Source organism: Nocardioides sp. NPDC004968, assembly GCF_040608935.1.
GTDB lineage: Bacteria > Actinomycetota > Actinomycetes > Propionibacteriales > Nocardioidaceae > Nocardioides.
In genome coordinates, this window is record NZ_JBEXJF010000002.1 from 338,893 (window position 1) to 363,846 (window position 24,954).

23 protein-coding genes are annotated in these 24,954 nt (G+C 69.3%); 11 read left to right on the forward strand and 12 right to left on the reverse strand.

Annotated elements, in window-relative coordinates:
• The first annotated feature begins 1 nt into the window (after window position 1).
• Entirely contained in the window at window positions 2-1,273 is a 1,272-nt protein-coding gene (locus ABZU72_RS04140) for a DUF58 domain-containing protein (protein ID WP_355017640.1), read from the forward strand.
• Window positions 1,270-3,507: a transglutaminaseTgpA domain-containing protein gene (locus ABZU72_RS04145; protein WP_355017641.1), complete on the forward strand. Its 2,238-nt coding sequence runs from the start codon at window positions 1,270-1,272 to the stop codon at window positions 3,505-3,507. Before ABZU72_RS04140 ends, ABZU72_RS04145 begins: the two co-directional genes overlap by 4 nt.
• Window position 3,508: 1 nt before the next feature.
• Here the strand turns inward: ABZU72_RS04145 and ABZU72_RS04150 are convergent, their stop codons facing one another.
• Window positions 3,509-3,874 carry a PPOX class F420-dependent oxidoreductase gene (locus ABZU72_RS04150; protein WP_355017642.1) on the reverse strand — a complete coding sequence of 122 codons (366 nt, stop codon included), beginning with the start codon at window positions 3,872-3,874 and terminating at the stop codon, window positions 3,509-3,511.
• Between the two features lie 89 nt (window positions 3,875-3,963).
• Here ABZU72_RS04150 and ABZU72_RS04155 point away from each other — a divergent pair, with 89 nt between their 5' ends.
• Window positions 3,964-4,515 (forward strand): DinB family protein, encoded by a 552-nt coding sequence (locus tag ABZU72_RS04155; RefSeq protein ID WP_355017643.1) that lies wholly within the window; start codon window positions 3,964-3,966, stop codon window positions 4,513-4,515.
• 1 nt (window position 4,516) lies between these two features.
• Window positions 4,517-4,918, forward strand: coding sequence for a VOC family protein (locus tag ABZU72_RS04160; protein ID WP_355017644.1), 402 nt, complete (start codon window positions 4,517-4,519; stop codon window positions 4,916-4,918).
• A gap of 73 nt (window positions 4,919-4,991) precedes the next feature.
• Here ABZU72_RS04160 and ABZU72_RS04165 read toward each other — a convergent pair whose 3' ends face one another.
• Window positions 4,992-6,149 (reverse strand): helix-turn-helix domain-containing protein, encoded by a 1,158-nt coding sequence (locus tag ABZU72_RS04165; protein WP_355017645.1) that lies wholly within the window; start codon window positions 6,147-6,149, stop codon window positions 4,992-4,994.
• A gap of 95 nt (window positions 6,150-6,244) precedes the next feature.
• On the opposite strand from ABZU72_RS04165, the gene ABZU72_RS04170 reads away from it, so the two are divergent.
• From ABZU72_RS04170 to ABZU72_RS04180, 3 genes are all read left to right on the forward strand, one after another.
• On the forward strand, window positions 6,245-7,405 hold the full coding sequence (locus ABZU72_RS04170) for a ferredoxin reductase (protein ID WP_355017646.1): 1,161 nt from the start codon (window positions 6,245-6,247) through the stop codon (window positions 7,403-7,405).
• A 32-nt stretch (window positions 7,406-7,437) separates the two neighbouring features.
• Complete coding sequence (locus tag ABZU72_RS04175) at window positions 7,438-8,688, forward strand: acyl-CoA desaturase (RefSeq protein WP_355017647.1); 1,251 nt, start codon at window positions 7,438-7,440, stop codon at window positions 8,686-8,688.
• Window positions 8,689-8,884: 196 nt separating this feature from the next.
• Window positions 8,885-9,436 carry a hypothetical protein gene (locus tag ABZU72_RS04180; protein WP_355017648.1) on the forward strand — a complete coding sequence of 184 codons (552 nt, stop codon included), beginning with the start codon at window positions 8,885-8,887 and terminating at the stop codon, window positions 9,434-9,436.
• A gap of 8 nt (window positions 9,437-9,444) precedes the next feature.
• Here ABZU72_RS04180 and ABZU72_RS04185 read toward each other — a convergent pair whose 3' ends face one another.
• Entirely contained in the window at window positions 9,445-10,158 is a 714-nt protein-coding gene (locus ABZU72_RS04185; RefSeq protein ID WP_355017649.1) for a peptidase E, read from the reverse strand.
• Window positions 10,159-10,229: 71 nt separating this feature from the next.
• Complete coding sequence (locus tag ABZU72_RS04190; RefSeq protein WP_355017650.1) at window positions 10,230-13,298, reverse strand: M4 family metallopeptidase; 3,069 nt, start codon at window positions 13,296-13,298, stop codon at window positions 10,230-10,232.
• A gap of 165 nt (window positions 13,299-13,463) precedes the next feature.
• Here ABZU72_RS04190 and ABZU72_RS04195 point away from each other — a divergent pair, with 165 nt between their 5' ends.
• Complete coding sequence (locus ABZU72_RS04195; protein ID WP_350660001.1) at window positions 13,464-13,763, forward strand: WhiB family transcriptional regulator; 300 nt, start codon at window positions 13,464-13,466, stop codon at window positions 13,761-13,763.
• Here the strand turns inward: ABZU72_RS04195 and ABZU72_RS04200 are convergent.
• Window positions 13,760-14,677 (reverse strand): sigma-70 family RNA polymerase sigma factor, encoded by a 918-nt coding sequence (locus ABZU72_RS04200; protein ID WP_355017651.1) that lies wholly within the window; start codon window positions 14,675-14,677, stop codon window positions 13,760-13,762. The genes ABZU72_RS04195 and ABZU72_RS04200 overlap by 4 nt on opposite strands.
• A 145-nt stretch (window positions 14,678-14,822) precedes the next feature.
• On the opposite strand from ABZU72_RS04200, the gene ABZU72_RS04205 reads away from it, so the two are divergent.
• On the forward strand, window positions 14,823-15,287 hold the full coding sequence (locus tag ABZU72_RS04205; protein ID WP_355017652.1) for a carboxymuconolactone decarboxylase family protein: 465 nt from the start codon (window positions 14,823-14,825) through the stop codon (window positions 15,285-15,287).
• On the opposite strand, the gene pgm is transcribed toward ABZU72_RS04205, so the two are convergent.
• A complete protein-coding gene (gene pgm / locus ABZU72_RS04210; RefSeq protein WP_355017653.1) occupies window positions 15,288-16,955 on the reverse strand; it encodes a phosphoglucomutase (alpha-D-glucose-1,6-bisphosphate-dependent) in 1,668 nt (555 codons plus the stop codon). It lies immediately after the preceding gene.
• 38 nt (window positions 16,956-16,993) lie between these two features.
• Between pgm and ABZU72_RS04215 the strand changes: the two genes are divergently transcribed.
• Window positions 16,994-17,785, forward strand: a complete 792-nt coding sequence (locus ABZU72_RS04215; protein ID WP_355017654.1) for a crotonase/enoyl-CoA hydratase family protein — start codon at window positions 16,994-16,996, stop codon at window positions 17,783-17,785.
• On the opposite strand, the gene ABZU72_RS04220 is transcribed toward ABZU72_RS04215, so the two are convergent.
• The 3 genes from ABZU72_RS04220 to ABZU72_RS04230 form a co-directional block, all read right to left on the reverse strand.
• Window positions 17,767-18,600: a hypothetical protein gene (locus tag ABZU72_RS04220; protein ID WP_355017655.1), complete on the reverse strand. Its 834-nt coding sequence runs from the start codon at window positions 18,598-18,600 to the stop codon at window positions 17,767-17,769. The two genes, ABZU72_RS04215 and ABZU72_RS04220, sit on opposite strands and share 19 nt — an antisense overlap.
• Window positions 18,601-18,680: 80 nt before the next feature.
• A complete protein-coding gene (locus tag ABZU72_RS04225; protein WP_355017656.1) occupies window positions 18,681-19,622 on the reverse strand; it encodes an oxidoreductase in 942 nt (313 codons plus the stop codon).
• Window positions 19,623-19,697: 75 nt separating this feature from the next.
• The gene (locus ABZU72_RS04230) at window positions 19,698-20,306 is read right to left on the reverse strand and encodes a LysE/ArgO family amino acid transporter (protein WP_355017657.1); all 609 of its coding nucleotides are present in this window, start codon (window positions 20,304-20,306) and stop codon (window positions 19,698-19,700) included.
• A gap of 74 nt (window positions 20,307-20,380) precedes the next feature.
• On the opposite strand from ABZU72_RS04230, the gene ABZU72_RS04235 reads away from it, so the two are divergent.
• A complete protein-coding gene (locus ABZU72_RS04235; RefSeq protein WP_355017658.1) occupies window positions 20,381-21,283 on the forward strand; it encodes a LysR family transcriptional regulator ArgP in 903 nt (300 codons plus the stop codon).
• Between the two features lie 5 nt (window positions 21,284-21,288).
• On the opposite strand, the gene ABZU72_RS04240 is transcribed toward ABZU72_RS04235, so the two are convergent.
• The 3 genes from ABZU72_RS04240 to ABZU72_RS04250 all read right to left on the reverse strand — a co-directional run bounded on the left by ABZU72_RS04240 (window position 21,289) and on the right by ABZU72_RS04250 (window position 24,912).
• The gene (locus tag ABZU72_RS04240; protein ID WP_355017659.1) at window positions 21,289-21,645 is read right to left on the reverse strand and encodes a hypothetical protein; all 357 of its coding nucleotides are present in this window, start codon (window positions 21,643-21,645) and stop codon (window positions 21,289-21,291) included.
• A 90-nt stretch (window positions 21,646-21,735) separates the two neighbouring features.
• The gene (locus ABZU72_RS04245; RefSeq protein ID WP_355017660.1) at window positions 21,736-22,959 is read right to left on the reverse strand and encodes an MFS transporter; all 1,224 of its coding nucleotides are present in this window, start codon (window positions 22,957-22,959) and stop codon (window positions 21,736-21,738) included.
• Between the two features lie 99 nt (window positions 22,960-23,058).
• Window positions 23,059-24,912, reverse strand: coding sequence for an acyl-CoA dehydrogenase (locus tag ABZU72_RS04250; RefSeq protein ID WP_355017661.1), 1,854 nt, complete (start codon window positions 24,910-24,912; stop codon window positions 23,059-23,061).
• Window positions 24,913-24,954: the final 42 nt, after the last annotated feature.

Genomic DNA, 24,954 nt, shown 5'->3' on the forward strand with positions numbered 1-24,954 from the left:
GATGAGCAGGCTCAGTGTCCGCAACATCGTTGCTGACCTGCGGAAACGACTCGCCCCGGTAGCGTCCGGGGCGGGTTCGGTCTACTCGTTCGTCGCCGATCGGGTCCGTCCGTGGTTCGGCACGGTGACGTCGATCGGGTGGGGCGTGCTGCTCCTCGGCGCGCTGGCCTGGGTCGCCGCGACCGCGCTCGGCTGGATCGAGGCGTCCGTGGTGGCGATGGCGGCGCTGTTCCTCGTGATCGGCGCGGCCTTCTTCATGATCGGGCGCACCCGGCTCGCGGTGGCGACCGTGGTCGAGCCGCCGCGCGTCGCGGTCGGCCAGGCCCTGACCGGCGAGCTGCGGGCCCGCAACGAGGCGCGCGGTCCGCTCGTCTCGACGAGCCTGGAGTTCCCCATCGGAGCGGGTGGGGTGACGTACGACCTGCCGATGCTGCTTCCCGGCGCCGAGCACACCGAGCTGTTCGTGGTGCCGACCCAGCGCCGTGGCGTGATCGACGTCGGTCCCGTCCGGACGGTGCGCGGCGACCCGCTCGGACTCTTCCGGCGGGTGCAGGAGTGGACCGACCGCACCGAGGTGTTCGTCCACCCGCGCACCACCCACCTGGAGCCCTTCGGGGTCGGTCTGGTCCGTGACCTCGAAGGGTCCACGGCACAGAACACCTCGATGAGCGACCTCGCCTTCCACGCGCTGCGTGAGTACGTCCCGGGTGACGACCTGCGCCACATCCACTGGCGCTCCTCGGCACGCCACGGACAGCTGCTGGTGCGCCAGTTCCTCGACACCCGCCGCTCCCACATCGTCGTCATCGTCGACTCCTCGCCGATGTCCTACGACAGCGAGGACGAGTACGAGACCGCGATGTCGATCGCGGGCTCCCTGCTGCGCCGCGGGATCCTGGACGAGTTCGACGTCTCGTTCGCGACCGGCGACGTGCTGATGGTGCGCGCCACCGCAGCGAGCGGGGGAGGGCGTACGGCCCTGGACGCCTGCTCCCGGGCGAAACCGCAGCAGACCAACCTGATCGAGACCACCGCCGAGGCGGCCCGGCAGGCGCCGGACGCGTCGCTGGTGATGCTGGTGACCGGGCGCTACCCGGAGTTCGTCGCGCTGCAGCGCGCGGCCGGCCAGTTCTCGGTCGATGCCACCACCGTCGCCGTCCGGGTCGACTCCTCGCAGCGTGCCGGCTTCAAGGCCGTCGCCGACCTGCCGATGATCACCCTGCCCGACCTGGACCAGCTGCCGATCGTGCTGTCGAAGGGGTTGTCCGGATGAAGAAGCACCACGCCGTAGACGGCCTCCTCCTGTTCCTTCTCGGCACCATCGCCTTCCTCGGCTTCGACGACACCTACGCCGGCTGGACCTACCTGGTCGCCGGTGTCGCCGGGCTGCTGCTCGGGATCCTCATCGCCTTCGTCGGCCGCGGGCAGCCGGTGGTCGTGCTGGCCGTCGGGCTCCTGGCCGCCTTCTTCGTGCTCGGTGGCGCAGTCGCGCTGCACGGCATCGGCGATCTCTCGTTCCTCCCCGTTCCCGACACGATCGGCACCCTCGCCGACAACTCCGTGCACGGCTGGAAGCGACTGCTGACCACGCTGCCGCCGGTCGACGGCGGGGCGCTGCTGACGATCCCCTACATCCTCGGCCTCGTCGCCGGCTGTGTCGGCTTCGCGCTGGCGGTGCGGACGAAGGCGGCGCTGCCGCCGGTGCTCGTCGCGTTCGCGCTGATGGCCGGCGTGATCCTGCTCGGCGTACAGGACCCGTCCAAGACCGCTCTGCTCGGCGCGCTCTTCGGAGCGATCGCGATCACCTGGCTGTGCATCCGTGGCATGCGGGCCCGTGCCCTCGCCGCCGGCGGCCGCCGTCTCTCGCGGACCGCCATCGGAGCCGGCCTGTGCCTGGGTGCGGCCGGGCTGGCGTTCCTCGCCGGGCCGCTGCTCCCGGGTCTCGCGCCCGAGCGCACCGTGCTGCGCGGCGAGATCGAGCCGCCCTTCAACGTCGGGCAGTACCCATCGCCCCTGGCCGGCTACCGCGTCTACACCAAGGGCTACCAGACGCCGGAGGACGACCGCCGGCTCTACGAGAAGGACCTGTTCACCGTCTCTGGCCTCCCTGAAGGAACCCGGGTCCGGGTCGCCGCGATGGATTCGTACGACGGCACCGTCTGGCGTGCGGCCAACGACTCCGGCGAGACCGAAGGTCCCGACGACACCTTCCAGAAGATCAGCTCGACGCTGCGCAACCCGCTCGCCGACGGCAAGCAGGTGCGCGGCACGATCACGATCGGCGAGGACTTCGGCGGCGTCTGGGTGCCGCTTCCGACCGCGCTCACGCACATCTCGTTCGACGGCCCCGACTCCGACTCGTTCCGCTACAACCTGGCGACGTCCACCGGTGTCCTGCCGTCGGCGCTGAAGCCCGGCGACTCGTACTCCTTCACCGCCTCGGTCGTCGACGAGAAGGTCGGGGAGAAGAGCGAGAACTGGTCGGGCGGGTCGCCGATCGGCGACGAGGCCGCCCAGTTCCAGGCGCTCGCCGCCGAGTACGCCGGCGGTGGTGACTCACCGATCACCAACGCGCTGGCGGTGGCGGAGAAGCTCAAGGAGGAGGGCACCTACACCGACGGGGAGCCGCCCAACCAGCAGTACCCGGCCGGTCACTCCCTGCGTCGTCTCGCCGACTTCACCGCCAAGGGCGGCCAGCTCGCCGGCAACGACGAGCAGTACGCCGCGCTGATGGCGATCCTGGCCAACCAGGTCGGCGTCCCGGCCCGGGTGGTCCTGGGTGCCGTCGTCGGCTCCGACGGCGTCGTCGAGGGCAAGGACATGCACGCCTGGGTCGAGCTGCGGATGTCGGACGGGTCCTGGGCCACCCTGGACTGGTCCGAGTTCATGAACACCGAGAAGCCGCCCGAGCAGAACGCCCCTCAGCCCGAGGAGCTCGTCACCGGCAAGGTCGTCCCGCCGCCGGCGCCCGTACGCCCGCCCGCGACCTCCGGCGACCCGCTGGACGAGTCGGTCAACCAGAAGGCCAACTCGCGGCCCGACGGGTTCACGCTGCCCGGCTGGCTGATCGCCGTCTTCACGTACGTCGGCATCCCGCTGCTGCTCATCGCAGCCGTGTGCGGGGCGATCATCGGCGCCAAGATCTGGCGGCGACATCGCCGGCGGACACGTGGGACCCCGGTCGCGCGTCTCTCCGGTGGCTGGCGCGAGACCCTCGATCACGCCCGTGACTTCGGGGTCGGGGTGCCCGTCGGCGCGACTCGCCGCGAGCAGGCAACCGCGCTGTCCGGGTCCCCGGGCATGGACGGTGCGCCGGGGCTGGCGCTGCTCACCGACACCACCATGTTCGCCGAGGCGGGGCCGCAGGACGACGAGGTCGCCGCCTTCTGGGAGCAGGTCGGGACGCTTCGCTCATCGATCTCCGACTCGCGCACCAGGTGGCAGCGCATCCGGGCGGCGATCAACCCGCTCTCGCTGGTGCCCGCCCGGCTGTTCCGGAAGCGCTGAGTCAGTCACCCAGTCCGTAGTCCCTGATCGAGTCCGCCGTGATCCGGAGGACCTCCCGTGAGGTCCCCGGCATCGGCGGGTCCACGTCCGTGAGTGCCTCGGCCGTGCCGCGGATCTCGACCATCCGCGGCTTCCACGGGTTGGTGGACTCGAGATCGTCGACCACGAAGGCCACCTTGGCGTGCTTCTGGGCGTTCCGGAACTTCCGTGATCGGCCCATCTCGTAGCCGCCGATCACGATCCGGTGCTCCTCGTCGATCGTGAACCCCACGGGGTTGTTCTGGAGGCCCCCGTCGGGGGCGAGGGTCGCGAGCCTGCCCAGCGGCTGGGTGCGGAGGTAGCGGAGCTGCGTGTCGGTGAACTTCATGCCCCCAGCCTCGCGGCTCAAGTCGAGTTGAGGTCAAGGAGAGGCGTAAGCGGAAGGCGTACGTCCGGAACCCGGCCTAGCGTGGCGTCATGACCACCACCGACGTCACCCAGCCGGTCGAGATGACCCCGGTCATGGACGAGACCGGCACGCTGCTCAGCACCCTCGACCGCATCCGGCGTACGTTCGCGTGGAAGTGCGGTGGCCTCACCGACGAGCAGCTGCGCCAACGGCTCGAGCCCTCGAAGATCACGCTCGGCTGGCTCCTCAAGCACCTCGCGTTCTGCGAGGACCACTACTTCACCGCGGTCCTCGCCGACGACGGCTACCCGGACGTCTGGGTGCCCTACGGCCCGGATGAGGAGGGCTGGGACTGGAAGACCGAGGCCGAGGACACCGCCGATGGGCTGATGGAGCTGTGGGAGGGTGCGGTCGCCAGGTCCCGCCGGTCGATCGCCGAGGCCCTCGACAGGAACGGGATGGACACGCTGGCGCCCAACCCTGAGTGGCAGCTCGAGGCCAACGCCCGCCGCTACGTCGCCGACATGATCGAGGAGTACGCCCGCCACACCGGCCACGCCGACCTCATCCGCGAGTCCATCGACGGTCTCGTCGGCGAGGACCCCGGGGACGGTGAATGAGATGGCCGGGATCAGGGGCGCCACCGGATGGATCGGTGTCAACGTCGCCTGTACCGACCCGCTCGCACTCGCCACCTTCTATGCGGACCTGTTCGGCTGGGAGGTCAGCAGCTCCGAACCGACGTACGCCACCGTTCTCATCCGTGATCCGTCGGGCAACGCAACTCACAGCAACCTCGCCTTCGAGTTCGACCGCCGCTACCGGCCGCCGGTCTGGCCGAGCGAGCCCAACGCCCAGCAGCAGATGGTCCACCTGGACATCGGAGTGACCGACCTGGCCGCGGCAGTCAACGACGCCGCCGACCTGGGTGCGCAGCTCGCGGACTTCCAACCCCAGGACGACGTACGCGTCATGTTCGACCCCGACGGCCACCCTTTCTGCCTCTACCTCGATCAAGGCTGAACGACGCGGAAACGTGACGCCGAGCGAGCATGCTGTCGCAGACTCGAGTGACGCCCTGGGCTGACCCTGCTGATCAGCCCAGGGCGACGGTGAGGGCGAGGAGCATCGCGGGATCGTCCAACCGGTCCCCGTACACGTCGCGCAGCTGCCCCATCCGGTAGCGGACGGTCTGGGGGTGGATGAAGAGGTCGGCGGCAACCTCGTCGCGCCGGCCCTGGTGGAGGAGCCAGGAGCGGAGGGTCTCGGTGAGCTTCTCGGCGGTGGCGGGGCGCATGTCGGCCAAGGGGGCGAGGACCTGGGCGCGCAGGTCCTCGCGGGCGTCGGTGTCGGCGGAGAGGACCAGCTCGACCAGGTGCTGCTCGGTGTCGGAGCCGAGACCCGCGTCCTGGGCGCGGCGGGCGCGCTCGTACGAGACCCGAGCCTCACGCCAGGGCTTGGCGGGACCGGCGACCGACCGGCGACCCTCCAACGCCTTCATCAGCGCCCGGCGCCGGCGACCGTGCGCGTCGGGGACCAGCAGAAGAGTGTGGTCGTCGAGGTCGCGCAGGTCGTCGTGCTCCAGGGTGCCCTGGTTGACCTTGGCGAGAATGGTGCCGACCTGGGAGTTGGGGACGAGCACGGCGGTCAGCGTGCTCGGCGGGGTCCATTCGGCCCGTACGGCCGCGTCGTCGAGCTCCTCCGGGGTCGTCTCGGCCAGCAGCTTGCGGGCGAGCCGTTCGCGCAGCTGTCGGCGTACGCGTCCGGTCGTGGCGCGCTCGTCGGCATGCCCGGCCGCCGAGGCCTCCGAGATCTCGTCGATCCAGGCGAAGACCAGTGCGGAGAACTCCACCAGCATCGCCGGTGCCATGCCGCCCTCGACGGCCTTGCCTGCGAGCTCACGCCAGGCCACGCGGGCGCCTATGCGGTAGGCGGCCAGCAGGGCCTCCATGGTGCGCCCGCTCCTGGCCTCGCCTCGCCCCAGGTCATAGGCGCCCTGGACCGCAGGCGGCGTCGCGGCCGACACGTCGGAGGCCAGGCCCGCCCCGGAGGCGAGCGACAGGAAGCCGCCCAGTGCTACGCCCACGGCGTTCCGGATGGTCTCGCCCATGTGTCCCGAGAGCGCGTCCTGATACGGCGGCACCTCGGCGATGATCGCCGCGACCACGTCCTCGCCGACCTGGGGGAGCACGGCACGGATCGAGGCGACGACCTCGGGCGTCAGGTGGACGTCATAGGACGAAAGATCGGGCACATCTCGGGAACTTTTGTTCGTCACGTATAAATCCGCCTATCAGATTCACGTCGCTAACACAGGAGTTTACCTCGCATAAGTAGCACTATGGATACATGGCTGAGATCTCTACATCCCCCGCCCTGTTCGCCCCGGGCGAGGCCAGGCGACCCGCGCTGCGGGAGAGGCTCTCCCGCAAGGTGTGGGGAGTCGCCGAGAAGATCGCCACGCCCTTGGCGCCGGCCGACTACCTGGACATGTTCAACCCCCTCCGACCCGGCGCTGACCTGCGCGGACGCGTCGTCAAGGTCACCCCGGAGACCGCCGACGCGGCCACCATCGAGATCAAGCCGGGCGCCGACTGGAACGGCCACACCCCGGGTCAGTACGTCCGTGTGGGCGTCGACGTCAACGGCGTACGCCACTGGCGGGCCTACTCACTGACCCACGGCCCCCGCAAGGACGGCCTCATCTCGATCACCGTCAAGGCCGTGCCCGACGGCAAGGTCTCCAGCCACCTGGTGCGCCGCCTGAGCCCCGGCAAGATCGTCCACCTCGAGCAGGCAGCCGGCGACTTCGTCCTGCCCAGCGACCTGCGCGGCCACAAGTTTCTGATGGTCACCGCCGGCTCCGGAGTGACCCCTGTCATCGGGATGCTGCGCAACCTCTTCCCGGTCACCGACGAGGGCGTCGTCGAGCACCAGCGGCTCGACGTCACCGTCGTCCACGTCGCCCCCAGCCGCCCCGACTCGATCTTCATCCGCAACCTCGAGTCACTCGCCGAGGCCGGCGCGATCCGCCTCGTCACCCGCTACACCGGCTCCGAGGGCCGCATCGACATCGACACCCTCACCGAGCTCGTCCCCGACCTGAGGGAGCGCAAGGCGTACGCCTGCGGTCCCGCCGGTCTCCTCGACAACCTCCAGGCCTGGTACGACGAGGCGGGCCTGCCGCTCCAGACCGAGCAGTTCCGGCTGGCCACCGTGGTGACCAGCGAGGGCGGCACCGTCGCCTTCACCGGCAAGACCGTCGACGCACCTGGTGACAGGCCGATCCTCGACGCCGCCGAAGAGGCCGGCGTCCTCATGCCGAGCGGTTGCCGTATGGGCATCTGCTTCGGCTGTGTGCTTCCGATGAAGGAGGGCGCCGTCCGCGACCTCCGCAACGGCGAGCTCACCGTCGCCCGCCCGGGTGAGACCGGCCCCGAAGGGGTACCCATCCAGACCTGCATCTCCGCCGCCGCCGGCGAGTGCGTCATCGACCACCCTGCCTCCTGAGGCAGCCCCCACAAGACGAGAGCGAGACAGCCATGACCATCGCACCCGATGCCCCGGCCTACACCGGCCCGATCGCCCACCTGACCCGCGACGACATCGAGCAGCTCGGCCGCGAGCTCGACGCCATCCGCCAAGAGGTCATCGACACCCGCGGTGAGCGCGACGCTGCCTACATCCACAAGGTCATCAAGGTCCAGCGCTCGCTGGAGCTCGGCTCCCGTGCCGTCCTGCTCGCGAGCATCTTCCCGCCGGCGTTCGTCGTCGGCACCGTCGGTCTCTCGATCGCCAAGATCCTGGACAACATGGAGATCGGCCACAACATCATGCACGGCCAGTGGGACTGGATGCGTGACCCGAAGATCCACTCCACCGTGTGGGAGTGGGACAACGCCTCGACGAGCGAGGGGTGGAAGCACTCCCACAACGAGCTGCACCACACCTACACGAACATCGTCGGCAAGGACAACGACCTCGGCTGGGGCATCATGCGCGTCGCCGAGGATCAGCGCTGGACCCCGTCGAGCCTGTTCCAGCCCGCGATGAACTTCATCAACATGTGCATCTTCGAGTATGGCATCGCGATGTACGACCTCGAGCTCGGCCGGGTGATCCGGCAGAAGAAGAAGGGTCGCCGCCCGTCCGCCGAGTGGCAGATGTCGGCGAAGCGTACGCTCGCCAAGATCCGCCGCCAGGCGTTCAAGGACTACGTCGCCCACCCGCTCGTCTCAATGGTGACCCTCTCCGGTCCGACCACGCTGCTGGCCAACGTGATCGCCAACTTCACGCGCAACGTCTGGACCCACTCGGTGATCATGTGCGGCCACTTCCCCGAGGGCGTCGAGACCTTCGAGCTCAAGGACATCCCGGAGAACGAGACCCGCGGTGAGTGGTACGTCCGGCAGATGCTCGGCTCGGCCAACATCTCCGGCTCGAAGTTCCTGCACGTCATGTCCGGCAACCTGTCCCACCAGATCGAGCACCACATCTTCCCGGACCTGCCCTCGAACCGCTACGCCGAGATCGCGCCGAAGGTCCGCGCGCTCTTCGAGAAGTACGACCTCAACTACCACTCCGCGCCGATGCCGCAGCAGGTCGCTTCCGCCTGGCACAAGGTCCTGCGACTCTCGCTGCCCAACGGCTTCCTCGAGTCCACCAACGTACGCAACGCCCCCTCGCAGGCCGTCAAGCTCGTCAAGGCGGTCCGCGGCGACACCCGCACCCGTCGCCGCCTGCTCAAGGAGTTCGAGGCGGCCGGCGCTGCCTCCATCGGCAAGGCACTCTGACCAGCTGATACGACGGGACGTTCTCGTCGGTTACCTACGGGTAGACCGACGAGAACGTCCCGTCCTATCTGTCAGGCGTCGTAGGCGCCCGAGTGCCGCTGGTGAACACCTCGGCCACACCTGGACCACGGTGACGAATGTCGTATGGACATCACCCGCCAGGACCGGTAGACAACTAGCCACTATGGAGAACGAGTTGATTCCCGGAACCGGGTCGCCGACCGCGGTGCGCAGCTATGTGACCGCCAACAAGCCGAACCCGTCGGCGCTCGCCGAGGGTCTGTGGGTGCTTCCTCCCGACGTGCTCTCCAGCGGTGACCGCGCGGTCCTCTTCGACCAGTACAAGCTCTATGTCGCCGAGGCCGAGCGGCTCAGCGTGCGGCGTACGCTGACCAGCGCGTTCCTGCTGGTCCTCAACGTCGGGCTCCTGGTCGCGGGCACGGCTCTCGTGGCCAGCTCGCCCGAGCGGCCTTGGATCTTCACGGTCGCCCTGATCGCCGCCCTCGGCTCGTGCCTCGGCTGGTTCTGGATCATCCGCTCCTACCGGCAGATGGCGAGCGGGAAGTACTCCGTCATCTCCCACCTCGAGAAGCAGCTCCCCGCGGCTCCCGGCGTCGCGGAGTGGTCGGCCGTCGGCCTCGGTCGCGACAGCTCGCGCTACCTGCCGATGAGCAACATCGAGGTGTGGGCGCCCGCGCTCTTCGGGTTCTGCCACCTCGCGACGTACGCCCTGCTCTACCTGCCGTAGAACCTGCCCTAGTCGAGCACTCTGACCTCGAGCGGGGTCTCCCCGTCCGGCCCGACGGCGAAGGCCACTGCATCGGGCCGCTCACTGATCGCTTCGACCAGCTCGCCGTCGCGCCACAGCAGGGCGACGCCGTCATCGGCCGCGTAGCCCGACGGCAGCGCCCCGGAGCCGACGAACCGGACGTACGTCTCGCGCCGGTCCTCCTCGCCGAGGTAGTGCGGGCAGAACGAACCGGGGAGGAAGCCCAGTCCGTCGGGGAGCGGCGCGGTGGGGCCGAAGGAGTCGGTCGAGGACGCCTCGTACCAGCAGTTCGCCCCGGCCGAGATCCCGGCCAGGATCGTCCCGCCGGCGGCGGCCTTCTCGAGCAGGGCGGGCAGCCCGTGCAGGCGCCACACCGCGAGCAGGTTGGCCGTCGACCCGCCGCCGACGTAGACGATGTCCTGGTCGAGCAGCTGCTCGAGGTCGTTGATCGGAAGCTCGTGCCCCTCGGGCGCCTTGTTGAACAGCGACAGCACCTTCGCCTCGGAACGGCCGGCGTACGCAGCGAGGAACCTGTCGTGGTAGCTGTCCGCGTCCCCGCTCGCGGTGCCGATGAAGCAGACCTTGGGCCGCGGCTTCCCGCTCAGCCGGTTCAGCTCTGCATCGAGGGGAGAGACCTCCCGCCCGTGCACCTCCGGCATCGAGAAGCCGCCACCGCCCATGGTCAGGATCGTTCCGCGCATGGCGTGAGTGTAGGGACACAGAGGGCCCCGCCGAACTGGATTGTTCGGCGGGGCCCTTGAAGGTGTGACGGCTACTTGACCCTGACGGTCACCGTCTCGGTGATCGCCTCGTTGTTCCGGTCACCCGAGTAGACCACCTTGTAGGTGTGGGTGCCTCGGAACGCCCGGAAGGTCGCCTCCTCCTTCTTCAGCCGGAAGCGGCCGACGCGGATGCCCTTCTCACTGACGACGATCTCGCCGGAGGCGCGCTCGCCGTCGACGGTGATCTCGACCTTGCCCCACTTGGGCGAGGTGGCGGAGATCTCCGGGACCGCCTTCTCGGTGCAGTAGCTCACCGAGACGTTGTCGACGGCCCAGCCCTCGACGCCGTTGCAGCCGTCGCGACCGAGGTCGAAGCGGAACTTCACGGTGTCACCGGCGTCGGCGATCGCATCGAGGTCAACGATCGTCGTGCCCCACTGGCCGGTGAACTTGCCACCGTCGGTGCCCGTCCAGGCGGGCTCGCTGGCGAGGTAGCCGCTGTCGGGGTCCATCGTCGCGCCCGGCGCGTTGAACAGGTACGCAGCCTGGTCGACGAGCGTGAAGTCGCCACCGTTGACCGACACCTTGACGTTGCCGCCGTCCCAGCTCGACTCGGTGCGCACCGAGTGGTCGAACGTGAGGCGAGGCGTCTGGCCCGCGGGCACGGTGATCTCCGGGGAGATCAGGCCGTTGCGGCTGGTGATGTCACCAGTCGCGTCACCGCACTGGCCCTCGACGGGGTCGGGGCCCCACGCCGCCTTGGTCTCGTTGCCCTCGACGCCGCTCAGGGTCTCCCAGGGGTAGTCGTTGCCGGGGACCAGGGACTCGGCGTCCTGGGTCCAACCGGTCAGACCGTCCTCGAAGTCCTCGGTGTAGGTGGTGACCTCGTTGGTGCCCTCGCCACACAGGGCGGGGGTGTTCGGGTCGAGCATCGGGCCGAAGTTGCACTGAACCGGCTCGTCGGCGAGCTCGGTGGCCGTGTTGGCCGCCGCGACCGCCGCACAGTCAGCGGCCGTGATCGGCTCCAGAGCCGGAGCCGCCGCCTCGCCACCCGGAGTCTCGCCGCCGCCGGTCTGCGGCGTCGAGGTGCCCAGGGTGAGCTTCTTGAGCGAGTTCACGCCGGTCAGATCGGCGCACGAGGAGACCATCGCCTGGGCGTACTCGGGGAAGCCCGAGGTCGGCGTCAGGTAGTTGGTCTGGGCGTGCCAGATCAGGTTGGCCGCCTTGTCCAGGCCGATGCCGGCCACGGTGACGTCGTTGTAGGCGCCGCCGTCCACGAGCAGGGCGTAGTGGTGGTTGATGACACCCGAGTTGGAGTGCACGCCGCCGGAGTCGTCGGTGGTGCAGTGGTACTCCTCGTCGGAGACCTTGCCCGGGTCGCCGTAACAGGTCGGGTTCCACATGTCGCGGATCGCGCCGCCGAAGGCGGTGGAGTCCTCACCCATCAGCCAGCGTACGGACTCGTCCTTGGACTCGGCCGAGGCGTCCTTGATGGTGATGTTGACCGCGCCGGTGGCGTTCTTGATCTTCTGACCGGTGGCGTAGTCGGTGGTGGCACCGTAGATGTCGGAGTTGCCGGCGATGCTGCCGAGCGGCTGGCCCTCCAGGAACGCGATCACGACGCCCTTGGCGCCGGCGTTCTTGGCGTTCGCGACCTTCTGGGTGAACGGGCAGGTGCCCCGGTCGACGAGCACGAACTTCCCGTTGACCGCAGCGGCGTTCTCCAGCGGCGAGCAACCGTCGGTGGTCGTCGGGCCACCGGCGTCGGCAGCGTCGAGGCCGACCACGATGTCGCTGGTCACTCCGGCGGTCGGGAACACCGGACCGAAGCTGGCAGCCGCGGCCGGACAGTCTCCGGCCACGTCGGCCGGCGAGTTGATCGTCAGCGTGATGGCGCCGCGGGTGGAGGAGGAGCAGTGCCCATCCGTACGGGCCACGTCGTCGGTGGTGTTCTCACGAGTGTTGAGGAAGTCGAGCGTGTTGCCCCACATGTCGGAGTACGCCTCGTTGAGCGCACCCGGCTGCCACTGGTAGATGAGGCCGGAGGTGTGCTCGGTGTAGGCGTGGCCCCACTCGTGCGCCACCACGTCGTCGGAGGTGACCCCGGAGCAGTAGTTGGTGGTCGCGCCGTTCCAGTTGGCGTTCGGGCACGAGATCGCCGGGTCGTTGTTGACCGTGACCATCTTCGAGCCGGAGCCGTCGTAGGAGTCGCGGCCGAAGGTGTTCTTGAAGAGCCAGTAGGACTCGCCGGTGGTGGCGACCTCGTTCTGCTGGTCCTGGTCGAGGGTGCCCGGGAAAGCGTCGTTCTCGACCCAGACGGTCGCGTCGTCGCCGGTGTCGGGCGTGTTGTGCTTCTCGACCAGCTCTCGCTCGTTCGCCGAGTGGATCATCGAGTAGCGGTTGACCGGCTTGCCGCTGGCGGCGTCGATCACGACGGTCTCGCGCACGGTGGACCGGTTGGACACCTCGATGACCCAGGCGAGCAGGCTCTTGCCGCTCACGCCCTGGGCGGCGCCCATGCGGTAGATGTTGAGGTCGGCCTTGACGACCTCGACGCCGGCGGTGTCGACCTTGCTGTCGGTGTGGGCCTCGGCCGGCTTCGCCTTCACCAGCTCGAGCGCCTTGGCGCTGGCCTTCTCCTTCGACCACTTCGGGGTCGTGCTGAGGTCGAGGTTCGGGGCGGCGAAACCGTTGACCGAGGTCAGGTCTCCGGCCTTGTCGACGTGGGCCTTCAGGACGCCGCCGAAGACCGGCACGTCCTTGTAGGCCTGCTCGAACTCGACCGTCCACCCCGCCGGGGTGGTGCTGACCTTCGACTGGTCGAGCTGGCCGGCCTCGGCGCCGAAGACCGGGGCGTACTTGTCGAGATACTCGCGTGCCTTCGCGGCCGCCTCCGACTTGCTGTCAGCGGCGACGCCGGGCAGCAGGTCGCCCTTGGTGGACGCGTAGCCGATCAGGCCGGTGGCGCCCTCCTTCTTGAGCGTGACGGTCTGATCGGCCGCGGCCTTCAGTTGGTCGATGCCGCTTGGATCCGGTTCCGCGGCGAAGGCGGCGATCGGTGTGGCCACCAGGCCTGCCGCGACGAGCGCAAGGCTGATTCCTTGCTTTCCGAGCTTCACGGGTTGCTCCTCTCGGGGTTCCGCCGCGTCGAGTCGCGGCGATTTCGCATCGTAGAGAGATTTGCGATGAAGAAGGGTGCAAACGCGAAACACGAGTCCGAAACGATTCGCCCTCGGGAGATTCTCAGTGGAAGCTCCTCAGGGGAGATCTAAGGTAGTTTCCCGATGTGCGGGCCTACCTCAGGCGCAGATTCTCAAGGGGTGCCCTTGGAGATCATCCCGCCTTTGTACGCCGCCGGCCTTCCGTGCCACGGAGACGACTCTGCGTTGTGGTTCTCAGAGTCCCCTGCCGCCCTCGAGGTGGCGAAAGATCGCTGCCTCGACTGCCCGGTGATGCGTGAGTGTCTCTCCGGTGCTCTGGCCCGCTCCGAACCCTGGGGCGTCTGGGGCGGCGAGATCGTCGAACGCGGCCAGGTGGTCACCCACAAGCGTGGCCGCGGCCGACCCCGCCGCCAGGCCGCCTAGGCCTGGCCGTGCGCTGACTCCAGCCCCAGGCTCGCGGCGAGCTTCGCGACCTGGGCAGGGGCGGCGTACGCCTCGATCTCGGTGATCCGCCCGTCGACCACGGTGAACGCCATGACGCTGTAGAGCTTCCCGTGGAAGGTGATCGCGACGCCGGCGGAGCCGTTGACGAGGGCGGAGTGGGTGACGCGGTCGGCGTGGGCGTACATGACGGCGTTGCCCGCGACCTTGGCCGCGCCGCGGTAGGTGGTGATCCCGGAGCCGAGATCGGCGTGCAGGACGACGTCGGGGTGGAGCGCACCGATCAGCCGGTCCAGGTCGCCGTCCTGGGCGGCCGCGAAGAAGGCGTCGACGACCTCGCGCTGCGTCGTGACCTCGCGGTCCGGCCCACTCCCTTCAGCACTGCGTCCTCGGACCCTGCGTCGCGCGCGGCTGGCGAGCTGGCGGGTCGAGTCTGACGAGCGGTCGAGCATCGTCGCGATCTCGTCGAAGGGGACGGCGAAGAGATCATGGAGTACGAAGGCAAGCCGCTCGTCCGGGGAGAGCTGGTCGAGCACGACGAGGAGGGCGATGCTGACCGAGTCGGCGAGCATCGCGCGCTCGGCCGGGTCCTGGGTGGTGCCGTCGTCGAGGACGACCGTTGGGTCTGGCAGCCGGCTCCCGAGTGGCTCGGCATCGAGGGACAGCTCGCCGCGGGTCTTGCGTGAGCGGAGCATGTTGAGCGAGACCCGTGCCACCACGGTCGTCAGCCAGCCGCCGATGTTGTCGATCTCGTCGGTGTCGCTCCGGCTCAGCCGGAGCCAGGCGTCCTGGACCGCGTCCTCGGCCTCGGAAGTCGATCCGAGCATCCGGTACGCCACCCCGAACAGGTGCCGCCGCTCCTCCTCGAAGCGCTCGGCCAGCCACTCCTGCTGCATCGTCGGTCCTCTCGTCGTCGGCCCGTACAGTCCGGACCCCTATGGACCCGACCCGCGAAGCAGACCAGATGTGACCGCTTCCGTGAAAGAAATTTTTCTTTCACCGACCTGTCACATCGATGCGGCGGGGCGGGTCAGGGATGGCATGAGCAACCGAATGAAGAACCCCGCAGAAGTCATCCCGCAGGCATTCAAGGGCATCGGCAACCTCTTGGCCGCCGTGGCCGAGGGTGGCCTTCCCGAGACCACGACCGAGCTCGTCGCCATCCGGGTGAGTCAGCTCAACGGCTGTGCCGCCTGCCTCCAGGGGCATGCCGTACGTCTCGCCGAGGTCGGCCTGCCGATCGAGAAGGTCGTCGGCCTGGCCGCCTTCCGTGAGTCGCCGTTCTTCGACGAGGCCGAGAAGGCAGCCCTCTCTCTCGCCGATGCCCTCACCCGCCTTGCCGACTCCGAGGACGCCGTGCCGGACGAACTCTGGCGTGAGGTCACCAAGCACTACGACGAGAAGCAGACCGCTGCCCTGGTCCTCTGCATCGCCACCCACAACCTCTTCAACCGGGTCAACGTGACGGTGCGCGAGGACGCCGAGCGCCCGTTCTGGATGCGTTGATCAGGCCAGGGCGGCGGAGACGACCGCCTTGGCCTCCTCCTGGACCTTTGCCAGGTGGTCGGGTCCACGGAACGACTCGGCGTAGATCTTGTAGACGTCCTCGGTCCCCGACGGCCGGGCCGCGAACCAGGCCGACTCGGTGGTCACCTTCAGGCCGCCGATGGCCGCGCCGTTGCCCGGCGCCTCGGTGAGCTTGGCGGTGATCTCCTCACCGGCCAGGGTCGTCGCGGTCACCGCCTCGGGGGAGAGGGCGGCGAGCTTCGCCTTCTCCTCGCGCGAGGCCGGGGCGTCGATCCGGGCGTACGCCGGCTCGCCATGGTCCGCGACCAGCTCCGCGTACCGCTGGGACGGGCTTTTCCCGGTGCGCGCCAGGATCTCGGAGGCGAGCAGGGCGAGGATGATGCCGTCCTTGTCGGTGGTCCACACGGTGCCGTCGAAGCGCAGGAACGAGGCGCCCGCCGACTCCTCGCCACCGAAGCCGAACGAGCCGTCGATCAGTCCCGGCACGAACCATTTGAACCCGACCGGAACCTCGACCAAGGGCTTGTCGAGCGCACCCGCGACCCGGTCGATCATCGAGGACGAGACCAGCGTCTTGCCGATGCGCGCGGTCGCCGGCCAGTCGGGGCGCGCGCCGCCGAAGAGGTGGTCGATCGCGACCGCGAGGAAGTGGTTGGGGTTCATCAGCCCGGCGTCGCGGGTGACGATCCCGTGCCGGTCGGAGTCGGCGTCGTTGCCGGTGGCGATGTCGAACTCCGGGGTGCTCTCCACGAAGCGCACCAGCTCGGCCATCGCACTGGGGGAGGAGCAGTCCATCCGGATCTTGCCGTCCCAGTCCAGCGGCATGAAGCGCCAGGTCGGGTCGACCAGCTCGTTGACCACGTTGAGGTCGATCTTGTGCCGCTCGGCGATCTCGCCCCAGTAGGCGACCGAGGCCCCACCCAGCGGATCGGCGGCGATCTTCACCCCGGCATCGCGGATGGCGGCCAGGTCGACCACGTTGGGCAGGTCGTCGACGTAGGAGCCGAGGAAGTCGTACGCCTCGGCCTTGCGCCGCGCGGCGGCGAACGGCACCCGCTTGACGCCGGAGAGCCCGGCGCGGATCAGGTCGTTGGCGCGGGCGGCGATGACCTTGGTGGCATCGGAGTCGGCGGGACCGCCGTGGGGCGGGTTGTACTTGAAGCCGCCGTCGGACGGCGGGTTGTGGGACGGGGTCACGACGATCCCGTCGGCGAGGCCGGACCCTCCGGTGGTCGAGCTTGTCGAGACCCGCCCGGCGTTGGCACGAAGGATCGCGTGCGAGACCGCCGGCGTGGGGGTGTAGCCGTCGCGGTCGTCCACCAGGACGCGTACGTCATTGGCGACCAGGACCTCCAGCGCGCTCGCCCACGCGGGCTCGGAGAGGCCGTGGGTGTCGCGCCCGATGAACAGCGGCCCGTCGATTCCCTGCGAGGTCCGGTAGTCGACGATCGCCTGGGTCGTGGCCAGGATGTGCGTCTCGTTGAAGGCCGATTTGAGCGAGGACCCGCGATGCCCCGAGGTGCCGAAGACGACCTGCTGGGCCGGATCGTCCGGGTCCGGCTGCAGGTTGTAATAGGAGGCGACCAGGTGAGGTACGTCGACCAGGTCGGCGGGCGTAGCGAGCGTTCCAGCGCGTGGGTCAGCCATGTGCCCCATCATGCCTACTGCCCCGTAATGTTCTCCCCATGCCCCTCGTCACCACCGAAATCAACGACGGCATCGCCCAGGTGCGTCTCAACCGCCCGGACAAGCTCAACGCGCTGACGCTCGAGCTGCTCCAGGAGCTGGTCGACACCGCCAAGGTGCTCGGCAAGAACCACGACCTGCGCGCCGTGGTCATCGCCGGTGAGGGGGACGCGTTCACCGCCGGTCTCGACTTCGCCTCGGTCCTGCGTGACCCGAAGAAGATCGTCGGCGCCTTCCTGCCCAGGCCCTTCCGTGGCACCAACCTCTTCCAGGAGTCGGTGTGGGCCTGGCGCCGGCTGCCGGTCCCGGTGATCGCGGCCGTCCACGGTCACTGCCTCGGCGGTGGCGTACAGATCGCCCTCGGCGCCGACTTCCGCATCGCCGAGCCCGACTCGCAGTGGTCGATCCTCGAGGGCAAGTGGGGCATCATCCCCGACATGACCGGCATCCGGTCGCTCTCCGAGGTCGTCGGCATCGACACCGCCAAGAAGCTCACCATGACCGCCGAGCAGTTCTCCGGCGAGCGCGCCTACGAGCTGGGCCTGGTCACCGAGCTCTCCGCCGACCCGGTCGCCACCGCGACAGCCTTCGCCCGCAAGCTCTCCGAGCGTTCGCCCGACCAGCTCGCTGCCGCCAAGCGCCTCTTCAACGACACCTGGTACGCCCCGATCAAGCGCACCTTCTCCCGCGAGCGCATCGAGCAGCTCCGCCTCCTCTTCGGCGAGAACACCAAGATCGCCCGCGAGGCCGCCTTCAAGCGCGAGAAGCCGACCTACAAGCCCCGCCGCTGACCCTCCTCCGCCGAGTCCGCAACCGCGTCGGCCGAGACGTCACCCCCGTCGCCCGAAGCGTCACTCGCGTCGGGCGAGGTGTCATCCTCTGCCTTCTCGGCCAGCGGGCGTGACTTCTCGGCCGACGTAGCTGACGCCTCGGCCTGTGCGGCTGACGCCTCGGCGTGCTTGCGGCGGCGCTTGATCTCGCCCTGGGCCAGGACGAAGGCGAGGACGATGGGCCAGACGTACTTCAGGTGGTTGGCGACCCACTTGACCCATTCGGGGACCTGTACGTTCGGCAGGTCCGGCCACGGGATCGATGGCCACGGGATGCTGGGGAGGTCGGGGAGCGGCAGGTCGGGGAGATCCGGCAGGTTCGGGAGCGGGAGGTCGATGTCCGGGAGCGAGATCCGGGCGACGATCCACGCGACGATCATCGCGGCGACGATGCCGCCGACCACGCCCGCGGCACCGCCGAGGGTCTCGATGAGCGCATAGCGCTTGGGGTGGTCGATCACCCGCTGTTCGTACGCAGCGGCCCGTGATCCCGGCTCCGGGTTGAGGTCGGTGCCGCCGATGCCGGCCATCCCAGCCAGGTCCTCGCCAGGCTCGAAGTAGGTCGCGCGACGCGGCGTACCGAGCCCGGAGTGGATCACGAGCAGGCTCCCGTGCTCCTTGCTCTCAAGACGGGCCCGGTCGTCGGAGGTCTTCCGGGTGAGGACCTCCTCGCCGTCGACGGTCCACACGAACGTACGGATGATCTCCCCGGTCACCTCGAGATGATGGGCATGCCCGGAGATCGTCCGGGACCAGATCTGGACCTTCTTGCTCACCCTGGTGAATCTAGGATCCGAGGCACCTTCGGGGCATCGGCCGGAGGTAGCGATCGGGGCCAGACTTTGGTCTGGGCCGGTCAGGGGTAGGCGATGCCCGTGGTCTGCTCGGAGAGCTCCCACAGCGCCCGAGCAGCCTCGGGGTCGCGGGCGAGGCGCGAGGCGTTGACCGGCTTCGGCACACCGCGACCCTCGAAGGCGTCGCTCGGCCCGACGTACGTCCCGGGCTCCAGCCCGGGGAAGGTCGCCGCCATCAGGGCCGGCCAGGCGCCGGCCTCCGGGGTCTGCGCCATGGCCCGGACGGCGGCCTCGCCGATGCTCGCGATCGGCGCGATCATGGTCCGGGAAGCGCCGTTGGCCATCAGCCGGGTCGAGGCGAGCCCCGGGTGGGCGGCGTACGCACCGACCGGCAGCCCCGCCTTCTCCAAGCGCCGCTGGAGCTCGAAGGTGAAGAGCAGGTTGGCGAGCTTCGACTGGGAGTAGACGCCCCACGGCGAATAGCGCCCGACCTGCACCGTCGGGAACCCGAGCGGCGCCTTGCGGGCCACCTTGTGCGCCACGCTCGCCATGGTCACGATCCGCCCCCCGCCGCTCTCGGCCAGCGGCTCGAGCAGCAGCCCGGTCAGCAGGAACGGCCCGAAGTGGTTGGTCGCCATCTGCAGGTCGAGGTCGTCCACCGTCCGCGACTGCGGCGTCGCCATCACGCCCGCGTTGTTGACCAGCAGGTGCAGCGGCCCGCCGCCGTCGAAGGTCGCCGCCGCGATCGCCTCGGCCCCCGCCCGTACCGCCTGGAGCGAGGAGAGATCGAGCGCGACCCGGTCGAGGCTCGCGCCGGGAACCTCCTCGGTCAGTGCCTCCGCGGCCGCGTCGAGCTTCTCCCAGGACCGCCCCGCCAGGATCACCCGTGCCCCAGCAGCCGCGAGGCCGCGCGCGACGAAGTAGCCGATCCCGCCCAGCGTCGGTCCGGTCACCACGGCGTTCTTGCCGGTCAGGTCAGGAATATCGGAGGTCGTCCACGGCATGCGGCCACACTAGGCGGCTGGTCAACACATTGGCCGGATTTGACTATGGCCGGATTTGAAGGGCGGCCCGCCCGGTCAGCCCAGCCCGCCCAGCGCGAGCCCGCCGGCGATCGCGAGCATCATGCACCCGATGAGACTGTCGAGCACCTGCCAGGCACGTCGGCTGGCGAGCAGCGGCGCGAGGAGCCGAGCGCCGTAGCCGAGACCGGCGAACCAGATGATGCTGGCCAGGCATCCGCCGATGGCGAACCCCCAACGTGTCGAGCCGTAGGTCGCCGCGATCGACCCGTGGAGCACAAGTGTGTCGATGTAAACATGCGGGTTGAGCCAGGTGAAGGCGGCGGCTTTGGCGATCACCCGGGGGAGTGTCTCCCGGGGCGCGTCCGCGGCATCCATCCCCGAGGGCCGCAGCGCCCGCCGGAACGACCCGATGCCGTACCAACCGAGGAACACGACCCCGAACCAGCGCAGTACCTCCACCGCCCACCCGGCGCTCTGGACGACCGCTCCCATGCCGGCGACCCCGGCACAGATGAGGAGGAGGTCGGAGACCGCACACACGGCCACCACGGCGAGCACGTGCGAGCGCAGGATGCCCTGCCGCAGGACGTACGCGTTCTGGGACCCGATGGCGATGATGAGGCTGAGCCCGGTGAGGAGCCCGGCGAGGCTGGCGTTGATCACATCAGCGACGCTAAGCCGCCACGTGTCTACAGACCAGCGAAAGAATCTAACCGAAGATGAGCCACACTTAAGACATGCCCGCCCTCGACCCGACCCAGCTCGAGACGCTCGTCGTGATCGCCGAGGAAGGCACCTTCGACGCCGCGGCGAGACGCCTCCATATCACCCCGAGCGCCGTCAGCCAGCGGATCCGGGCGCTCGAGCGCGCGGCCGGGCAGGTGCTGGTGCGGCGTACGACTCCCTGCACCCCCACCGAGGCCGGCGAGCCCCTGATCAGGCACGGCCGACAGCTCCGCCTGCTGCTCGACGAGGCCGCCGCGACCCTGAGCGCTGACAAGACCGGCGACGCCACTGTCGTCGACCTCTCCGTCGTGGTCAACGCGGACACCCTCGCAACCTGGTTCCGTCCGGTGCTCGACGAGGTGGCGACCTGGGATCGGACGGCGCTGCGGATCACCGTGGAGGACCAGGGCTACTCGGCCGACGCGCTGCGCCGTGGCGAGGTCCTCGCCGCGGTCACCAGCGAGCCGAAGCCGGTCCAGGGGTGCACGGTCGAGCCGCTCGGCCGGCTCCGCTACACCCCGGGCGCGGCCCCGACGCTCATCGAGCGCCACCGCAAGGGCCGAGGCATCGACTGGGGCGCGATCCCGATGATCGTCTTCAACGAGAAGGACCATCTCCAGGACGAGGTGCTGGCGGCGCACGGCGCGACCCGGCCACCGGTCGTCCACCGGGTCCCGAGCAGCCACGACTTCCACGAGGCCATCAGGCGCGGTCTCGGCTGGGGGATGCTCCTCGACGCGCAGGCCGAGGCCGACCTCGAGTCAGGCGCGACGGTCCCGCTCCCGGGCGCGAAGCCGATCGACATCCAGCTCTTCTGGCAGCGCTGGCGCCTCGACTCGATCGCTCTCGACGACCTGAGCGAAGCGGTACGCCGCGCCGCCCGCGACCAGCTACGCCCGACGCGTCGTCGCTGATCGGGTCAGGCCCGGCCGCCGGGGTGGCCGGAGCCGAACTGCTGACCGTGAGGGGCGCCCTGCATGGGCTGGCCGGCCGGCGGGTAGTGCCCCTGCGACGGAGGGCCAGGAGGGTAAGCCCCCTGGGGGCTGCCGCCATAGGGGCTGGGGTCGTACTGCCGGTGCTCGACGGCGGTGGTGTGCTGGGACCGGTTCACCGACAGCAGCACGCCGATCACGATCGCGAGGCCGCCGGCGATCACGAAGATCCAGCCGAGTGGCTCGCTGGCGATCGCGTTGGCGAGCTCGTCGGGCAGATCCACCGCGCTGGTGAGCAGGATGAGTCCGAGGACCAGCAGGATGATCCCTAGGCCGATGGTCATGGCAGAACTCCAGAGGTTGGGGGTGGCGCGCCACGCTACCCAGCCGGTTCAGGCCTCCATACCGTCCCCCGCATCACGGCCTGCCGCAGATCAGGCCGTACGCCGCGCCCCCGCCACCCCACGAGCCGCGACCCCGAGCAGCACCAGCAGCAGCGCGCCGAAGGCGAGCATGGCGGGTTCGGTCGCGACGTACTGCACCAGGATCCCCAGCAGCACCACCGGCACCGTGATCCCGAGATAGGCCATCAGGAAGAGCCCGGCCAGCGCCTCGCCACGGCTGTTCGCCGGCGCCACCGAGATCACGGTGGCGACCGCCGCCTTGAACGACATCCCCGACCCGGCCCCGGTGACGACGGCCCCGACGACCAGCACCCAGAACGTGCCGGCCAGCAGGGCGCCGACGACCAGGAGCAGTCCGGCGGTCAGCGCGACAAGCCCCGTGGCGTACAGGCGATGGCGGGGCCAGCGCCCGGCCAGCACCTGGAAGAGCGCCGCGGCCCCGAAGATGGAGAACCCGACCATGCCCGCGACGGCGTGCGAGTGCATGCCCAGATCCTCGGCGAGGAACGACGGCACCAGCGAGGTGAAGAAGCCGAACATCGCGAACGCCACGAAGCTCGCCATCCCCGCGGCGAAGTAGGCGCCGCGCGCGTCGGCCGGGACCCGCACCCGCTGCGGCCGGTAGGTCCACCCCGGCTGGTCGGTGTCGACCGTCTCCGGCGCCGCCACGACCGCGAGCAGCCCGAGCACCATGAGGAACGCGAAGACCGCGTACGGCGTGTAGAGCGGTCGCGGCGCCCACTCGGCCAGCGCGCCCGCGACCAGCGGGCCCAGGCCCAGTCCGCCGATGTTGGCCGCGGTCGCGACCACCTCGGCCCGGGTCGCCGGAGCCTCCGGCCGGCTGCGCCGGTGCAGCTCGGCGAGATGGGCCGTCGCGGTCGCGGTCAGCATCCCGACGCCCAGTCCGGACAGCAGCCGCGCCAGCAGCAGCCAGCCCAGCTCATGGGTCGAGAGGAAGATCAGCGCGGAGAGCACGTTGAGCAGCACCGCCGGCGCCACCACCCGCCGCCGCCCGAACCGGTCCGAGAGGTGGCCGGCGAGGAAGAGCGAGATCGCCACCCCCGCGCCGTACGTCGCGAACACCACCGTGATCACGAACGAGCTCCAGCCCTGCTCGTCCACGTAGAAGACGTAGAGCGGCGCCGGCGCGGCCGCGAAGCCCATCGTCACCGCGAACAGGAACGCCACCGACCAGAAACCGCGGGTGTGTTGCGCGGAGTTCGTACGCAGCCGGGGTTCGGTCACAGAGGTCACGTGACTTCTCAACCACCGAGCGTGCCCGAGGAATTCCGCCGGACGCACAGCGGCCCGCCCGGAGAACCGGGCGGGCCGCAGCGTACGAGCGGATCAGAGTCAGAAAGCAGACTCGGGCAGATCCATGATCGAGTTGTCGATCGCCTCGGCGATGGCCCGCTCAGCGGTCAGCTTCGGCAGGTTGTAGGAGGCGAAGAACTTCGCGGCGGCGACCTTGCCGGTGTAGAAGTCCTTGTCCTTGCCCGGGTCACCCGCGAGGGCGGCGAGGGCGATCTCGGCCTGGCGCAGCAGCAGCCACGCGACCACGACGTCGCCGACGGCGAGCAGCAGGCGCGAGGTGTTCTGGGCGACCTTGTAGATGTTGGTGATCTCCTCCTGGGAGGCCATCAGGTCGTTGAACATGTGCCCGACGATCGCGTTGACATCCTCGAGAGCGGTCCCGAGCAGCGCACGCGATTCCTTGAGCTCGGCGGAGCCCTCGGCGTCGAGGAAGGCCTGGATCTCGCCGGCGATCTGGCCGAGCGCGGCGCCCTGGTTCTTCACGATCTTGCGGAAGAAGAAGTCCTGGCCCTGGATCGCGGTGGTGCCCTCGTAGATCGAGTCGATCTTGGCGTCGCGGACGTACTGCTCGATCGGGTACTCCTGGAGGAAGCCCGACCCACCGAAGGTCTGCAGCGACTCGGTGCCGAGCAGCACCCAGGCACGCTCGGAGCCGTAGCCCTTGACGATCGGCAGCAGCAGGTCGTTGACCGCGGCAGCCAGCTTGTTCTCGTCGGAGCCGTCCTCGGTGAGGACGACCTTCTCCTGCCACGCGGTCGTGTAGTAGACCAGCGCGCGCATGCCCTCGGCGAACGACTTCTGCACCAGCAGCGAGCGGCGTACGTCGGGGTGGTGGGTGATCGTGACGCGCGGGTCCGTCTTCGCGGCGGCGACGAGGTCGGCGCCCTGGACGCGGGTCTTGGCGTACTCCAGAGCGTTCAGGTAGCCGGTCGAGAGGGTGGCGATCGCCTTGGTGCCGACCATCATCCGAGCGTTCTCGATGACGTCGAACATCTGGCGGATGCCGTCGTGCACCTCGCCGAGCAGCCAGCCCTTGGCGGCCTCGCCGCCGCCGACCTGCGGGTCGCCGAAGGTGAGCTCGCAGGTGTTGGACACCTTGATGCCCATCTTGTGCTCGACGTTGGTGACGTACGCACCGTTGCGCTCGCCGGTGAGCTCACCGGTCTCGTGGTCGAAGTGGTACTTCGGCACGAGGAAGAGCGAGAGGCCCTTGGTGCCCGGGCCGCCGACGCCCTCGACGCCCTTCGGGCGGGCGAGGACGAGGTGCATGATGTTCTCCTGCAGGTCCGACTCGGCGCTGGTGATGAAGCGCTTGACGCCGGTGATGTTCCAGGAGCCGTCCTCGTTGGGCGTGGCGAAGGTCTTGCCGGCGCCGACGTCGGAGCCCGCGTCGGGCTCGGTCAGCACCATGGTGGAGCCCCACAGCTTCTCGACCATGAACTTGGCGATGCGCTTGTCGCGCTCGTTGCCGTTCTCGAAGACGACCTTCGAGAAGAACGGGCCGGCGGCGTACATCCAGATCGCCGGGTTGGCCCCGAGCAGCATCTCGGCGGTCGCCCACACGAGCGAGTTCGGGGCCACCTGGCCGCCGATCTCCTCGGGAGTGTGCAGGCTCCAGAAGCCCGACTCCATCCACGCGTCGTACGACTTCTTGAACGCGGCCGGGACCGGCGCGGTGTTGGTCTTGGGGTCGAAGACCGGCGGGTTGCGGTCGGCCTCGACGAACGACTCGGCGAGATCCTCGCGCGAGAGACGCTCGACCTCGGCGAGGATCTCCTTCGCGGTGTCGACGTCCAGGTCCGCGAAGGGACCGGTGCCGAGGACCTTGTCGGTGCCGAAGACCTCGAACAGGTTGAACTCGATGTCGCGGAGATTGCTCTTGTAGTGGCTCACTGATCCACCTTCATAACCTTTGTCGGATTTACCAGTTGCGGG